The 13,904-nt window shown below is 52.2% G+C and carries 16 protein-coding genes; 10 read left to right on the top strand and 6 right to left on the bottom strand.

What is annotated here, in order from left to right:
- Positions 1-235: ArsR/SmtB family transcription factor (locus PAT3040_RS39380; RefSeq protein ID WP_258235294.1), on the bottom strand; the 235-nt coding region annotated here is incomplete at its 3' end.
- A 192-nt stretch (positions 236-427) separates the two neighbouring features.
- Here PAT3040_RS39380 and PAT3040_RS33765 point away from each other — a divergent pair.
- Both PAT3040_RS33765 and PAT3040_RS33760 read left to right on the top strand, forming a co-directional pair.
- A complete protein-coding gene (locus tag PAT3040_RS33765; RefSeq protein WP_108996114.1) occupies positions 428-907 on the top strand; it encodes a DUF6530 family protein in 480 nt (159 codons plus the stop codon).
- Positions 908-990: 83 nt separating this feature from the next.
- A complete protein-coding gene (locus PAT3040_RS33760; protein ID WP_108996113.1) occupies positions 991-1,890 on the top strand; it encodes an AraC family transcriptional regulator in 900 nt (299 codons plus the stop codon).
- A 70-nt stretch (positions 1,891-1,960) separates the two neighbouring features.
- Here the strand turns inward: PAT3040_RS33760 and PAT3040_RS33755 are convergent, their stop codons facing one another.
- The 3 genes from PAT3040_RS33755 to PAT3040_RS33745 all read right to left on the bottom strand — a co-directional run bounded on the left by PAT3040_RS33755 (position 1,961) and on the right by PAT3040_RS33745 (position 4,793).
- The gene (locus tag PAT3040_RS33755) at positions 1,961-3,847 is read right to left on the bottom strand and encodes a glycosyl hydrolase family 18 protein (RefSeq protein WP_108996112.1); all 1,887 of its coding nucleotides are present in this window, start codon (positions 3,845-3,847) and stop codon (positions 1,961-1,963) included.
- Between the two features lie 230 nt (positions 3,848-4,077).
- Positions 4,078-4,365: a YxcD family protein gene (locus tag PAT3040_RS33750; protein WP_087569323.1), complete on the bottom strand. Its 288-nt coding sequence runs from the start codon at positions 4,363-4,365 to the stop codon at positions 4,078-4,080.
- A 2-nt stretch (positions 4,366-4,367) separates the two neighbouring features.
- The gene (locus PAT3040_RS33745) at positions 4,368-4,793 is read right to left on the bottom strand and encodes a hypothetical protein (protein ID WP_087569322.1); all 426 of its coding nucleotides are present in this window, start codon (positions 4,791-4,793) and stop codon (positions 4,368-4,370) included.
- A 119-nt stretch (positions 4,794-4,912) separates the two neighbouring features.
- Here PAT3040_RS33745 and PAT3040_RS33740 point away from each other — a divergent pair, with 119 nt between their 5' ends.
- The gene (locus tag PAT3040_RS33740; RefSeq protein ID WP_108996111.1) at positions 4,913-5,434 is read left to right on the top strand and encodes a DUF309 domain-containing protein; all 522 of its coding nucleotides are present in this window, start codon (positions 4,913-4,915) and stop codon (positions 5,432-5,434) included.
- A 2-nt stretch (positions 5,435-5,436) separates the two neighbouring features.
- Here the strand turns inward: PAT3040_RS33740 and PAT3040_RS33735 are convergent, their stop codons facing one another.
- Together PAT3040_RS33735 and PAT3040_RS33730 are read right to left on the bottom strand one after the other, a co-directional pair.
- A complete protein-coding gene (locus tag PAT3040_RS33735; protein WP_108996110.1) occupies positions 5,437-6,000 on the bottom strand; it encodes a beta-class carbonic anhydrase in 564 nt (187 codons plus the stop codon).
- A 30-nt stretch (positions 6,001-6,030) separates the two neighbouring features.
- On the bottom strand, positions 6,031-6,354 hold the full coding sequence (locus tag PAT3040_RS33730) for an iron-sulfur cluster biosynthesis family protein (protein ID WP_108996109.1): 324 nt from the start codon (positions 6,352-6,354) through the stop codon (positions 6,031-6,033).
- Positions 6,355-6,472: 118 nt separating this feature from the next.
- Between PAT3040_RS33730 and PAT3040_RS33725 the strand changes: the two genes are divergently transcribed.
- The 7 genes from PAT3040_RS33725 to PAT3040_RS37805 all read left to right on the top strand — a co-directional run.
- The gene (locus PAT3040_RS33725; protein WP_108996108.1) at positions 6,473-7,987 is read left to right on the top strand and encodes a carboxypeptidase M32; all 1,515 of its coding nucleotides are present in this window, start codon (positions 6,473-6,475) and stop codon (positions 7,985-7,987) included.
- A 259-nt stretch (positions 7,988-8,246) separates the two neighbouring features.
- Positions 8,247-9,257 carry an ABC transporter substrate-binding protein gene (locus tag PAT3040_RS33720; protein WP_108996107.1) on the top strand — a complete coding sequence of 337 codons (1,011 nt, stop codon included), beginning with the start codon at positions 8,247-8,249 and terminating at the stop codon, positions 9,255-9,257.
- Positions 9,258-9,296: 39 nt separating this feature from the next.
- The gene (locus tag PAT3040_RS33715; RefSeq protein WP_108996106.1) at positions 9,297-10,091 is read left to right on the top strand and encodes an ABC transporter ATP-binding protein; all 795 of its coding nucleotides are present in this window, start codon (positions 9,297-9,299) and stop codon (positions 10,089-10,091) included.
- Between the two features lie 124 nt (positions 10,092-10,215).
- Positions 10,216-11,013, top strand: coding sequence for an ABC transporter permease (locus PAT3040_RS33710; RefSeq protein WP_108996402.1), 798 nt, complete (start codon positions 10,216-10,218; stop codon positions 11,011-11,013).
- 14 nt (positions 11,014-11,027) lie between these two features.
- Entirely contained in the window at positions 11,028-12,041 is a 1,014-nt protein-coding gene (locus tag PAT3040_RS33705; RefSeq protein ID WP_258235293.1) for an aromatic acid exporter family protein, read from the top strand.
- Positions 12,042-12,649: 608 nt separating this feature from the next.
- The gene (locus tag PAT3040_RS33700) at positions 12,650-13,219 is read left to right on the top strand and encodes an outer spore coat protein CotE (protein WP_087569315.1); all 570 of its coding nucleotides are present in this window, start codon (positions 12,650-12,652) and stop codon (positions 13,217-13,219) included.
- A 147-nt stretch (positions 13,220-13,366) separates the two neighbouring features.
- Positions 13,367-13,904, top strand: a 538-nt coding sequence (locus PAT3040_RS37805) for a hypothetical protein (protein WP_181377008.1), incomplete at its 3' end; no start/stop codon positions are given.

Here is a 13,904-nt window from a genome sequence, read left to right as displayed (position 1 = left end):
AATGATCCATCTGCGGGAGCGGGTCGAATCGCAGCCTGTAGTGGCGGCGGTTCGCATCGGGCTGAACTTCGACGAGTCCGGCCTCGAGCAATACGCGAAGATGTTTGGAAACCTGCGGTTGGCGAATCCGTAGCCGCTCCGCGATCTCTCCCACGGTCAGAGGCCCGTAAGCAAGCAGCTCTACGATGCGCAACCGGTTCGGCTCAGCGAGCGCGCTTAAGGTTGCGATATCCATATGCCGCCATCCTTTCCGCTTTTCAGTGACCTGCCGTTGTTATATTTTGAATATACCAGATTGAGAATATTCCCGTCAAGGAATATTTAAAAAGTTTTGACGATTTTCAATTCGTAGAGTATGATTTATGTCATGTACAGTAAATTAGTAAATTACTAAATTAAAACCCATTCGGTAAAGGAGAATACCATTATGCAGATTCCAACAACGTTAAAACATAAACCCGTCATTGTTTCGGAAAATTACGATCAGGTGGATGGCCGGTATGCCAGCAACTCGGACGCCAAAGGTTTGTCGTTAGGGCTGGCGCAATGGAATGACAGGGGAAAGGTCGATATATCCGCTAAAGTGTGGAGACATACGGGAGGAAAGTGGTCCAGACAATCCGAGGAGCTTCCACTGCACCGCGTGCTTGATCTGGCCATTCTTGTTTGCACCGGCATGGTTCACTTCCGCGAAGCGTACCGGTACAAGGAGCTATACGATACGGAAAACCCGGTAATCGATCGTGTGGGGTTGCAGGGAGATGCCATGACGGTCTCCGTTTGTACGGACAACGAGAGAATTATTGAGGATATCAAGCTGTTTAGCCAGGCGCTGAGCGACGATGGCGAATTGTATGGCGAGCGGCTGCGCACGTTGTCCCGAATTTTAAAAGAGATGGGTTACTAAAAGCTGATCCGACACCATCGGGCAAGCAAAGTCGGAAGTCGATTCTCCTGGTCTGTTAATCTAAATGTGCGGGAGGGATGAGGATGAACGGATTGGGTCCTTGGAATGATGCGATCCAGTACTTGGAAGAGAGGCTCACGGATGAGATCGATATGAAGGAAGCGGCTAAACGGGCCAGGTGCTCCGAATACCACTTTATGCGTATGTTTTCTCTCTTGTCGGGAACGACGCTCGCGGAATATATCCGTCGGAGACGTCTAACGCTGGCTGCACAGGAGCTAAGCGCCGGGGCGACGCGAATTATCGATGTTGCCATCAAGTACGGGTATCAATCACCGGATGCGTTTACCAGAGCGTTCCAGCAGCTTCATGGCTTAAATCCTTCGGATGTAAGAGCCGGGAGCCCAACGCTTAAAGCGTTCCCGCGAATGTCGTTTCAACTGACCATTCAAGGAGGAGATGCCATGCAATACCGTTTGGTGGAGAAAGAAGCATTTCGTATCGCAGGGTTGCACAAGCGAGTGCCAATTGTATTTAACGGGGTCAATCCGGAAATTGCCGAGATGTGGAAGCAGCTGACGCCGGAGTTGATCGGAACGATCAAAGGATTGTCGAATATGGAGCCGCGAGGCATCATCAGCGCTTCCGTCAACTTTGACGAAGGACGCATGCAAGAACGGGGGGAGCTGGACCATTATATCGGTGCGGCAACAAAGGAGCCGGTGACGGGAGAGCTTGCCGTTCTAGAGGTTGGACCATCCCATTGGGCCGTATTCGAATCCGTGGGTCCTTTCCCGGAGACGTTGCAGAAAATCTGGGGACGAATTTATTCGGAATGGTTTCCGTCATCGGATTATGAGATCGCGCCAGGTCCCGAGTTGCTGTGGAATGAAGGGAAGGATACGTCGTCCGAGACTTACAGAAGCGAAATTTGGATACCCGTGAAGAAGAAGCAACAGGACAGGCAGTTTCCAAGCGATTAAGTGAAACAGGTAAGGGCAGAACCCGCATTTCATGCCGGTTCTGCCCTTGTCATTGTATTTATTTAAATTATTATTTCGATTGCAGGATTTTCGTCCAGAGCTCGGCGTCTTCATAGCCGAGTCTCCATGCGGCTACGCCGGCCAAATCGTATTTTTTGGCGATCGCGATGCGCTTTAAAACGGTATCATGCGTCTCCGCCCAAAATACATGCGTGTAGCCGTCTTTTGTGTACGTATATTTGTTTTGCCCCGACTTGGCATCGAAGACGCCAGTCGCTTTTGTCTCGGCAATCAGCTTCGGCAGCTCCTTCATAAAGATGGCGCGATTATCGACGAGCTTGCCGGTTCCGTCAACCCGCCATTCGCGAACGTAGAACGGAATGCCTAACATCAGCTTGCTTCTTGGCACGCCGTAATCGAGGAACTGCTTGACGCCATCTTCCACCCACTTGAGCCCTGCGACGGAGCCCGGCTCCGTGCTGCCCTTCCAGTGTTCGTCGTAGGCCATGATCATAATCATGTCGACGATGCCGGCAAGCGCGGCATGATCGTATGCCGTCAAGTGATTCCAACTCGCGTCTCCGCGCGGGAGATCGATCGATACCTTCAAACTTTTGGCATGGGCGGCATCGGTCAGCTTTTTGACGAATGCCGTGTACAACGCGCGGTCGGCGCCTGCCACCTCTTCGAAATCGAGATTAACGCCGTATACGCCAAGCGCGGACAACCGATTGACGAGCGAAGCGATGAATTTGGATTGGGCCTCGCTGTTTTTTAGAAACTCAGATGTCAGCTTGCGGTTAAAGCCGTTGTGTACGAGAGGCGTCACCTTGATGCCGCGATCCTTGAGCGTCTTCACGACGGAAGCATCGGAAGCATCCGACATCGTTCCGTCCGCCGAGGTAAGCTCGAACCAGGTCGGAGAATCGTAGTCCAATCCTTGCGTGTTCGAAACATGGCTCATAATCGTCGAGACGGCGCTGCTGCCGTTCCAGCCGAGTACTTGAAGAGTTTTGACGTTGCTCCACAGGACGCGTCCATCCAATGTCTGGATGGAGCTGTTCGCGTAATGTTTGGCGTAATAAATCGCCGAGCTCAGCTTATGGTAAGCGTTAATCTTCTTGTCTCCTTGATAGACCTCGAGATAAGGTTTGCTGGACCATAAAACGGAGCCGTCTCGGATCACTTCGGCGTTTGCCAGCCATGTACCGGCTTTGACAGCATCTCGGAGTCCCAAGTACGTCTTTACGAGTCGTCCGCTTTGCCTGAGCTCGTATGTAAGTTCGTTTGATTGGACGGTTTTGCCGGTAGCGGTATTTACGATCTTGCTGCCTGGATGTTTCTCTGCTGCAATAATTGCGTTCTTAAGGAAAGAATAACGTTTCTCCCCCGTTACTGCCTGATCGTCAACGACGATGTCGTAGGATGCAGGAGCAGCGCTCTGAGCTTCGACTTGCGTCGCAGTCAAGTTATCCCAAACCCACTTGCCGCTTTCAAGATCGATAATATGGGCGTTTCCCCATTTGGCGGCTTCTTTTTTGGCGTCCTCCAGTGTGCGGAAGTTCCAAGTCGGCAAAGTGTTATCTCCTTGATACAACCGATAGTTTGGATAGGAGTCGTACATCCAGCCTACGTTCTCCAAATCGCGTATGCTTGCGTTGCTCAGCGTCTTGGCATAGGCGAGCGCTTCATTGTACGTCTGGAATTCCATCTTGGACGTGGAATTGCCGTTTTGGTACACCTTATAATGCGGGAAGTTGTCCCAGATCCATTTGCGATCCGATATTTTCTCAACGTGACTGTAGCTGTAATGCTTCGCATAATAAAGCGCTTGCGCTTCCGTCGCGAATTCCTTGAGCGCCTTGTCATTCTGATAGACGCGGTACATGGTTGTCTTGCTTGCCGTCGCTGCATCGGCTGTCGGCACTGCGGGTGACAGGAATGTCGAGGCAGCCATCAGCGTTACTGCGAGCAGACTAAGTTTCTTCCACAGATTCTATCACTCTCCTCATTGCAATCTACTAGATTAGACGCAAGGGGGGGAGAGGAGTTGCACGGCAAATGGATTGAAAATTGTGGAAGAGTGAAATGCTCACATCGTGAAAGAGGAGAATCGTGACAGGAAGACGAGAAAAAACGGCCTCCGAGGAGGCCGTTTCCGGTTGCGACAGCTTATATGATTATGGATTAGCTGGCTATATCCGCGAAAAATTCGCCAGCCTCTTCGTCCAGTCCAAGCTGGATGTCGGAGCGGAATGCGCGAATATTGTATTGCGAATATACATATTGTTCAATAGCTTCAAGCAGGTTGGCTTCAATCAAATATTGGCTGCGGCCTTGTACCCACATCTCTGCCGTATAACCGTATTCCTCATCCCACGACAACTGCACTTCTACGTCGGTAGGCTGCAAGCCGCGACGCTGAGCAGTATGATAACAAACCGCGTTAATAATCTCGTTTGTCAAGATTCTCACGATTAGTAAGGTCTCCGCGGATCCGGGTCATTCTTTTTCTTGCTCTTAAGATAGACAAATGCGACGCGGATCAACATGATGATCGCGAAGATCGCGAGCAGATTGATCAACAATCCGAAGATTTCGCCGAAAGCACCCATGCTTCCGAACATTCCGCCGAACAGCATGCCGGCCAAACCGCCGATCATCAAACCTTTCATCAAGCCGCTGCCGCCGAACAATCCGCCCTTAGCGGCTGTGCCGGCCGTACCTGCAGCCGCACCGGTTTTTGCTCCCGGATTCGATTGTGTGGCGCTGTCTTTCTTGGGCTGTGTGATGCTTTGCTTAGGAGATTTGAATCCGCCTCCTCGTTTCGCATCGGCAACTTGTCCGAAACCGAACGCGAAGATCAAGGTTAAAGCAACCATAACGATAAATCCCTTTTTCATTTGTCTTTCTTTCCTTTCTGCATCGCATAGATTGATATCATCATGGAATACGGTTACGATGAACGAGGGTTTCAATTTTTTTTAATATTTTTGTACATTTCGAAGGGAGGTTCGCGAAAGTGCGTCCTTATCCTGTATCTTATATTGCCTACTTGGTCCATTTTCATGCAACAAGGGATTATTTCGAATGCCATGAGCTGCTGGAAGAGTATTGGAAGGAACATCCGGGAGATGGCCTAGCAGACTTGTGGGTAGGACTTATCCAATTGGCAGTCGGCCAATATCACGAACGAAGAGGCAACTTCCGCGGAGCGGGCAGCTTGTACAGAAAGTCGCTTAGCAAGCTGGAGCGCGTCGATGTGGAAGCTGCCGGACTGGCACGGGCGGACTTGCTCCGTAAGCTTGAGGAACGAGCCGATGCTGCGGGAGCGGAGAACGCAGAGGGTTACCGCGATATCAATCTGGTTGTCCAAGATGAAAAATTGAAATCGTTATGCCTAGAGGAATGCGCGAGACTCGGCGTAATCTGGGGCACGGACAGTACCATGGTGGATGAAAGCATTATCCATAGGCATAAGCTTCGGGACCGAAGCGGCATCATAGCCGCAAGGCGCGAAGCTCTTCGTGCACGGAAAGAGTGAGACTATGCCTCGCCGGCTTTGGCCACGAGCTCCAGCTCGCCCGTATCGGGATCGATAATGAGCCCATGTACGAGAATGTCGGCAGGGAGCAACGGATGATTGCGGATAATGTTTACGCTGTTCACAACGCTGTCCCGCACATTATCGAAGCCTGTCAGCCAGCGCATCAGATTGACGCCGGAATTTTTCAGTATTTCGATCGTTGCTTCCGGTACGCCCCGTTCTATCATATGTTCGACGATGAGTTCCGGATTAAGGCCCGTCATCCCGCAGTTATGATGACCGACGACGAAAACCTCGTCCGCTTGAAGCTCGTATAACGCAACGAGTACGCTTCGCATGATGCTGCCGAAAGGCTGTGTGATGATTCCGCCGGCCGTCTTGATGATTTTGGCGTCGCCGTTTTTCAAGTTCATGGATTTGGGCAGCAGCTCCGTCAGCCGTGTATCCATGCAAGTCAAAATGACCATCCGCTTGTCGGGAAATTTGCTGGTCGCGTACTGCTCGTATTGCTTCGTCGTTACGAAGGCGGAATTAAAGTCCATAATATCGTCGATTCTGCTCAAAAATAATGCCCCCCAAAATTGGAATTAAGACTACATGACCCGGTCGATAAACCGGAGATGCGATGTATAGATTTGACTGTCGCCGCGAAGGCTGAAGCTGCCTTCGGTTTCATTGTAATCGACTCTGAGATTGTCCTCGTAAAACAACTCTTGCCACGGCTCGTAATAGAACGCGAAAGGGTCTCCCGAAGCTTGACGATCGTTGCCGGTCGGCTCGCCAATCAGGCGCAAGGTGGGAACGCCGCTCATTCCGCAGCCGCGGTCCGTATCGTGCAGCAGCTTTAGCTTGGCGGAACCGTCCGCAAGATAGGGCTCCAGCTTTTTTGCAGCGGAAGCCGAGAATGTAATAAACATAATGATATATTGCTCCTTCCGTCGGTTCTGGATGTTGCGGTCACCGGTCTTGCAGGTTTAAGATGATTATAAGGAGATCAAACTCCAATGACAAGACTAAGGAAGGCGGTTATCTGCGATGAGCGATCAACAAAAGGATACACTTGGCAAGTTCAGAGAAACCCTACATAAGATTTCCAGCTACAACGAAGCGCTTGGCGTACTCTACTGGGATCTGCGCACAGGCGCGCCGCGCAAAGGAATGGATACCCGGTCCGAGGCCATCGGCGCACTGTCCGGCGACATGTTTAAACTGTCGACATCGCCCGAGCTCGGCGAATGGTTGTCCCGGCTGGAGGAAGACGACATATACGAGTCGTTGTCCGAAATTGACCGCAAGCTCGTCGATGAGACGCGCAAGGAATACGATCGCAGCGTCAAGATTCCGCCCAAGCTCTACGAGGAGTACGTCGTGTTGGCTTCGCAGTCGGAGTCGAAGTGGGAGGAAGCGAAAGCTGAAAATGATTATGCCGGCTTCCAGCCTTATTTGGAGAAAGTTATTCAATATACGAATCAATTCATCGATTTATGGGGGGCCAAGGAGACCCGCTATGATACATTGCTCGATCAATACGAGCCGGGGATGACGGTCAAAGAGCTGGATGGCGTATTCGGCGGCTTGCGTTCCGAGTTGGTCTATTTATCGGCAAAAATAGCGGCATCGCCCCATCAGCCGGATACATCGTTCCTTAGGCAGAAGTACGATAAGGCGGCGCAGAAGGATTTCAGTCTCTACATTCTGAAGCAAATGGGGTACGACTTCGACGCAGGCCGATTGGATGAAAGCGCACATCCCTTTGCTACCGGCTTAAACCCCGGAGATGTTCGCATAACGACTCGTTATCTGGAGGATGACGTCACTAGCGCTCTGTTCGGGACGATCCACGAGGGCGGACATGCCCTCTACGAGCAGAACATTAGCCGTTCTCTCGTCGGAACGCCCTTGTGCACAGGTACATCTATGGGCATCCACGAGTCGCAATCCCGCTTCTGGGAAAATGTCATCGGCCGGAGCCGCCCGTTTTGGAATCGGTACTTCGGCGAGCTCCAGGCAAGATTTCCCGGTCAGCTCGACGTATCCGTCGATGGATTTTACCGGGGCAACAATACCGTAGCTCCATCCCTGATCCGGATTGAGGCCGATGAGCTGACATACAATCTTCATATCATCATTCGTTACGAGATGGAGAAGCTGATTTTTAATGAAGGCGCGAAGGCGGCGGAACTGCCGGAGCTGTGGAACGCGAAGTACAAGGAATATCTCGGCGTAGAGCCTGCCTCTTATGCGGATGGAGTCATGCAGGACGTCCATTGGTCCGGCGGCGCGTTCGGATACTTTCCTTCTTATTCGCTTGGCAACATGTATGCGGCCCAATTCGCGGTTGCGATGGAGCGCGAGATGCCGGAAATGTGGACCAAAGTTGGGGCTGGTGAGTTGCATCCCATCAAGGACTGGCTTACGGAGAGAATCTATCAATACGGCAAGCTTCGCACGCCATCGGAGCTGATTAAAAACGTGACCGGCGAACCGCTAAATCCGCAATATCTCGTCCAATACTTGACGAAAAAATATACCGATATTTACAAGTTGTAAAGCTTGGCGTCCGAAGAACTAAAAAGTCCGACTCACACGCAGGTTACTCACTTAAAAATTCAGCTCAACGGATGAAAAATACATCGACAAAAAAAATGGCAGCGCCAGGAGTTTACTCTCGGAGCCGCCATTTTTTTTGGTCAAATGCACGGTTTTAGGCAGCGAGCCTAGAGCCTTTTCTTGCGTTAATCACCGTCTGGGCGGGAAACGCATAGGCTGGTGTACATCACATTATGCCTATAGGCGGGAGGAATGTAGCATGAAGAAAGGAAGGCTCGCATCCGTGTTTCTCGTTGCGGTGCTCGTGGCGGCAACGGCGCTGGCGGGCTGCGGGAAGGAATCGGAGGGCAAGAAGCTGGTCCGCATCGGAGAAGTCACGCGCTCATTGTTTTATGCGCCGCAATATGTGGCAATCGAAAAAGGTTTTTTTGCCGAAGAAGGGCTTGAGATCGAATTGACCACGACGCCGGGCGGCGACAAAACGATGACTGCCCTGCTTTCGGGCGTCATTGATGTCGCGCTGGTGGGATCGGAAACCTCAATCTACGTCTATCAGCAAGGCGCAGATGATCCCGTTATTAACTTCGCTCAGCTCACACAGACGGACGGTACGTTTCTCGTAGGCCGGGAAAAAGTCGAAAACTTTGATTGGAGCGTGCTAAAGGGCACAACTTTCCTTGGGCAAAGAAAAGGCGGGATGCCTCAGATGGCCGGCGAATTCGCAATGAAAAAGCATGGCATCGATCCCCATGCGGACATGGAGATGATCCAGAACGTCGATTTTGCAAACATCGCGCCTGCCTTCGCCTCGGGAACGGGTGACTATGTCCAGCTGTTCGAACCTACCGCATCGATCTTTGAGAAGGAGGGACAGGGTTACGTCGTTGCTTCCTTCGGCACGGAGAGCGGCGAATTGCCTTATACGGTCTTTATGGCGAAAAACAGCTTTATCGACAAAAACAAAGCCCATGTGCAGGCTTTCACCAACGCTGTCTATAAGGCGCAGCAGTGGGTACAGGACAACGACGCGGCAACAATTGCCGAGACGGTGAAACCGTACTTCGAGAACGTAGATCTGGATATTTTGACCAGTTCGATCGAACGTTACAAGGTACAGGGCTCCTTCTCCGTCGATCCCATTGTGGATGAAGCGGAGTGGAACAACTTGCTGGACGTTATTACGTCGGCCGGGGAGCTGCAGCAACGAACGGAGCATGGGACGCTAGTCAATACCAGCTTTGCCGAAACTGCTGTTGCCGGAGGAAAGTAAGGGATCGGTCCGGATTCTAAAGCGAAGGAGGCGAAGACCATGAACGAGCCTGTTATGTCGCTGAAAGATGTGTCACATGTGTATGTCAACGATAAAGGCGCTTCGCTCGCATTGGAAAATATCCATCTGGACATCGCCCCGGGTGAATTTGTCAGTCTTGTCGGTCCTAGCGGCTGCGGGAAAACGACGCTGCTGAGCCTGTTGGCGGGATTGTTCCCGCCTACTCTCGGCAGCGTAACGGTAGGCGGGAGGTCCGTCCAAGGACCGTCCCCCGCTGTAGGTTACATGCTTCAACAAGATTTCCTGTTCCCATGGCGGACGATACGGGATAATGCGGCAATCGGACTCGAGATCGCCGGAAGGCGAAACGAAAAGACGATGGCAGCCGTGGACCACTGGCTGGGCGAGCTTGGACTGGAAGGCAACGGAGGGCGGTATCCCCATGAACTGTCCGGCGGCATGCGCCAACGGGTTGCTCTTGCCCGCACGCTGGTTACCGAGCCCGACGTGCTTCTGCTTGACGAACCGTTTTCGGCTCTTGACCTCCATATCAAGCTGCAGCTCGAAGACCTTGTGCAGCATACGCTGGCCAGGCTGGGCAAGACGGCCGTATTGGTGACGCATGACTTGGCGGAGGCTGCGGCGATGAGCGATCGCGTCATCGTGCTCGGCAAGGGGCCCGGCCATATCCGGAGGGAAGTGAGCATCGCGGAACCGATACGGCAGGCTCCGCCGACAGAAGCACGCAGAATGGCGCAGTTCCAAAGCGTCTTCGATCAATTATGGGCGGAGTTCAATGACGGGGACGGCAAGGGAGGCGATCAGCATGGATAATCGCAGCCCGGGTGCGGAGAAAGGGTCGCAATCTGACAGCGCATTAAGCGAGAGCTATCCCTCTCGTGACACCGAATCGCGTGAAGCTGCAATATCGGGCGTGCAGGAAGAGCGGCAAGCTCTGATGGACGGTCTGTACGGCCGATATAAGGCGAAGACGCGGCAAATAAGGGGTCTGGCTGCATTGACGCAGCTTGCCATCTTGGTGTTGTCCCTTGGTTTGTGGGAGATAGCGGGCCGGAGCAAGTGGATCGATCCCCTGTTATTTAGCTATCCGTCCAAAATTATGGAGCTGATCTACTCGATGGCGAGCGACGGCAGTCTCTGGCCCCATGTCGGAGCGACAGTAGGAGAGACGATTGCAGGTTTCCTGCTCGGAACGCTGTTCGGAACGGCGTTAGCCGCTTTGCTCTGGTGGTTCCCGTTTGTATCCCGCGTACTGGATCCTTATCTTGTCGTCCTGAACAGTATGCCTAAGGTCGCCTTGGGTCCGATCTTTATCGTTGCATTAGGTCCAGGTCTCCTGTCAATAGTCGCTATTACATTAATGGTGACGGTCATCATAACGACGATTAACATCTATAACCGGTTCCGTGAGATAGACAGCGGATATATTAAAGTAGTCCGATTGTTCGGCGCATCGCGGGCTCAGCTGTTCCGCATGGTTATTTTGCCGGGATCCTTCCCGGTTATGATCGCAACGTTGAAGGTAAACGTGGGGCTTGCATGGATTGGCGTTATTGTCGGCGAATTTCTTGTGGCCAAGATCGGACTAGGCTATCAGATTATTTACGGATTCCAGGTGTTTAACTTTACGCTCGTTTTATCGAGCCTGGTTGTCATCGGCGTAGTCGCGACTATCATGTACCAGTTGGTGGCCGCGCTCGAGCGGAGGTTGACTGAGGGCTGGCGGGAACGGTAGGATGGTGATGGAGCATGACCATACTTACCGGATTCGAGGGACCTCACATGGGCATACGCGTTGTCAAAACTGCCGTCGCGGCAATCGCGGCTATCTATACAGCTTATTATTTGGGATTGCAGCCTCCGTTGTCGGCTGGCATTCTCGCCATACTCGGCGTCGAAGTGACGCGGAAGAAAGGGCTGCGGAGCGCTTTCAACCGTTTTCTGGCTTCGGTGCTGGGTCTTTTTTTCGCTTCGCTCATCTTCACGGTGCTGGGCTTCCATTACTGGGTGCTCGCGATTTTTATCTTGACGACATTTCCCGTGCTTGCGCGCGTACAATTGAAGGAAGGCGTGCTGACAAGCTCTGTTATCGTATTTCACCTCTTTGATCACAAAGGGGTCGACGTCCATATTATCGGCAATGAAATTATGCTGCTGCTTGCAGGTCTGGGCTGGGCGACGTTTATTAATCTCATCTATATGCCCAAAGAAGAAGAAGAGCTGTACGCGAAGCGCGCCGAGGTAGAAGGGAACTTTAGCGCCATTTTTCGGGAAATGTCGCTCACCTTAAGAAACCCATCCCATGTATGGGATGGCAGTCAACTGTTGACTGCACAGCGCGCCATCGAAGCTGGCGAAGCGTTGGCGGTGCGCCATCGGGAGAATCGTCTGATGATTGCCAACGCGCCGTATTGGTCGACTTACTTCGAGATGCGCAGGCAGCAGCTCGATACGATACAGCAGATGCTGGTGGAGCTGGCGCTAATCTATGAGAAGTGGCCTCAGGGAGAGCAGATTGCAGAGCTTCTGGAAGGACTCAGCGAGTATGTAAAGGCGGAGGTGTACCTTGGCAAGTCGGAGCAGCGCGTATTCGAATTAACGGTCTCGTTCCGTCAGATGGAGCTCCCGCGAACGCGCGAGGAGTTCGAGATCCGCGCCGCTCTGCTGAAGCTGTTGCATGAGGTGGATCGTTACTTGATTATCGCGAAGCGGCTGAAGAAAAAAAAGGCGGAGGCGGAAGAGTCGAAGCTGGAGACGGTATAAGCTGCGAGGTGCGGTGTGCGGCGCTGCGCGGTTTTGCGTGGCGCAGAGTGAGAGAAGTACAAAAGCCGAGACGTTGAAGTCCGGCCTGGATACGGTTGGCTGCGGGCCGCTTAAAGGCCCGGCGGCTTATTTTGTTATGGTACCGACGTGCTATTTTAGTATAGAGGGCTGGGTTGGCAGGGGTCTATGCGAGTGATTGAAACAAAACAGTACGGTTCAATGAGCTAGAACGGGGCATATTGGCGTGAATGAAACATAAAAATATGGTTCAATGCTACTTCTTAGGCTTGCCGCATTATCGACTCTTAAGCTGCTGATTCTTAAATCTTTGATTATCAATCTATGTACGTGTGTTTATATAAGTCCATGCATGCGAGCGCCGGCCGTTCAAATGACTTTGTCAAAGCAGCCAAGCATAATTGCATGGCTCCCGGAATATATTTGAACCAAACAAAAGGTTGAAGGTCGGCTAATCTCGTTTCCTGCGGGGATTGGCGCCTGGCGGGAGACAGACAAAATAAATTCGTCTGTTAAGACTCGTTTAATCAACAAACGCCTATGAACTGCATACACTTTAATTGAATGATTGTATGGAGGAGGTTAATTGAATGACTATTGCAGATAAACAGCTTCAGTGCAGAGAAATCATTACAAAAGCTGTCTGCGGCAAAGGTCGTAAGTTTTCCACTGTAACCCATACCGTTACACCGCCTCACCATCCGACCAGCATTCTGGGAGCATGGATCATCAACCATCAGTATGAAGCGGTTCGTTCGGGCGACGGTATTGAGGTCATCGGTACTTACGATATCAACATTTGGTATTCGTATAACAAAAACTCGCAAACTGACGTAGCCAAGGAATCCGTACAATTCGTCGAAAACGTGCCTCTTTCTTATGTAGACCCTAAACACAGGGTCGCGACGGAGGAAGTATCGGCGGAGGTGCTGCAAGAGCCTAATTGCATCGAAGCGAATATTTCGTCTAACGGCTCCAGCGTTACCGTTCGCGTGGAACGCGAATTCGCGGTGGAGATGATTGCCGAGACGAAAGTATGCGTAGCGGTTGTACCTGGCGGCTGCAGCGACGATGACGACAAGGATCTGGACTTTAGCCTCGGAGACGATGATGGCGACTTCGAGGATCTGGATCCCGATTTACTGGACGACGAGCTTTAAGGTTTAATCCGCTTCCGACGCGGATAAGGCATTATATGCCGGATATTCGGCAAATTCGAGGGCGAGAGCCCTCGTATTTTTTTTGGGCGGGTCTGGAATGAGGCGGAGTCAGGCAAGGAAGGGCAGTTTGAAAAGGGCGGTGCGAGAATGGCGGATACTTGGATATGGGAAGAAGGGGATGCATTCCCGCGATTGCACGATCCTGTAAAGCGTTCAATCCATCAGAATAAATGGTTGCCAGCAATGGAGAAGTCGGCAGAAGGGCTGGAGGCTGGTAAAAAGAAAACGACAAAAGGACAGGCTGCTTCGAACACGGGCCCTCGGCCAGGAGACGCCGTAATCTTGATGTCAAGGGGATTATCAGACGAACAATCGGAAGTCGGAGGAGCCTGGCTGCTGAACGACGGAGCGGGATCAATGAAACGGCTGGACGATGAAGATCGGAATCGGCGGCTAAGCCGTGCGGGCTTAAGCGTGGCGTTTACGTTGCCGGACGAACGAATCTATCGCGTTGAGCTGTTTCATTTGACGGCGATTGGCATCGTTCGGCTGAACGCCCGCGGCGAGGAACTGGCTGGCAGCAGGCTTAAGCCGCCGGGAGACGACGGGCCGCTTGCTCCGTTACGCTGGCCCACAGAGTCGCCGCTGCGCGCGGTCGTTCGCGCTGCGACGCGTGCGCTGTATG

Source organism: Paenibacillus agaridevorans (assembly GCF_003112455.1).
Taxonomy (GTDB): Bacteria; Bacillota; Bacilli; order Paenibacillales; family Paenibacillaceae; genus Pristimantibacillus; species Pristimantibacillus agaridevorans.
This window is presented reverse-complemented; position numbering and strand designations above follow the sequence as displayed.

What these genes read in the sequence shown, in the direction of transcription:
- PAT3040_RS33745 (WP_087569322.1), bottom strand. Translation starts at nt 4,793, where the DNA reads ATGAAAAAGGGATTTATCGTTATGGTTGCTTTAACCTTGATCTTCGCG.
- PAT3040_RS33715 (WP_108996106.1), top strand. Translation starts at nt 9,297, where the DNA reads ATGAACGAGCCTGTTATGTCGCTGAAAGATGTGTCACATGTGTATGTC.
- PAT3040_RS33720 (WP_108996107.1), top strand. Translation starts at nt 8,247, where the DNA reads ATGAAGAAAGGAAGGCTCGCATCCGTGTTTCTCGTTGCGGTGCTCGTG.
- PAT3040_RS33700 (WP_087569315.1), top strand. Translation starts at nt 12,650, where the DNA reads ATGACTATTGCAGATAAACAGCTTCAGTGCAGAGAAATCATTACAAAA.
- PAT3040_RS33760 (WP_108996113.1), top strand. Translation starts at nt 991, where the DNA reads ATGAACGGATTGGGTCCTTGGAATGATGCGATCCAGTACTTGGAAGAG.
- PAT3040_RS33765 (WP_108996114.1), top strand. Translation starts at nt 428, where the DNA reads ATGCAGATTCCAACAACGTTAAAACATAAACCCGTCATTGTTTCGGAA.
- PAT3040_RS33725 (WP_108996108.1), top strand. Translation starts at nt 6,473, where the DNA reads ATGAGCGATCAACAAAAGGATACACTTGGCAAGTTCAGAGAAACCCTA.
- PAT3040_RS33705 (WP_258235293.1), top strand. Translation starts at nt 11,028, where the DNA reads ATGACCATACTTACCGGATTCGAGGGACCTCACATGGGCATACGCGTT.
- PAT3040_RS33755 (WP_108996112.1), bottom strand. Translation starts at nt 3,847, where the DNA reads ATGGCTGCCTCGACATTCCTGTCACCCGCAGTGCCGACAGCCGATGCA.
- PAT3040_RS33710 (WP_108996402.1), top strand. Translation starts at nt 10,216, where the DNA reads ATGGACGGTCTGTACGGCCGATATAAGGCGAAGACGCGGCAAATAAGG.
- PAT3040_RS33730 (WP_108996109.1), bottom strand. Translation starts at nt 6,354, where the DNA reads ATGTTTATTACATTCTCGGCTTCCGCTGCAAAAAAGCTGGAGCCCTAT.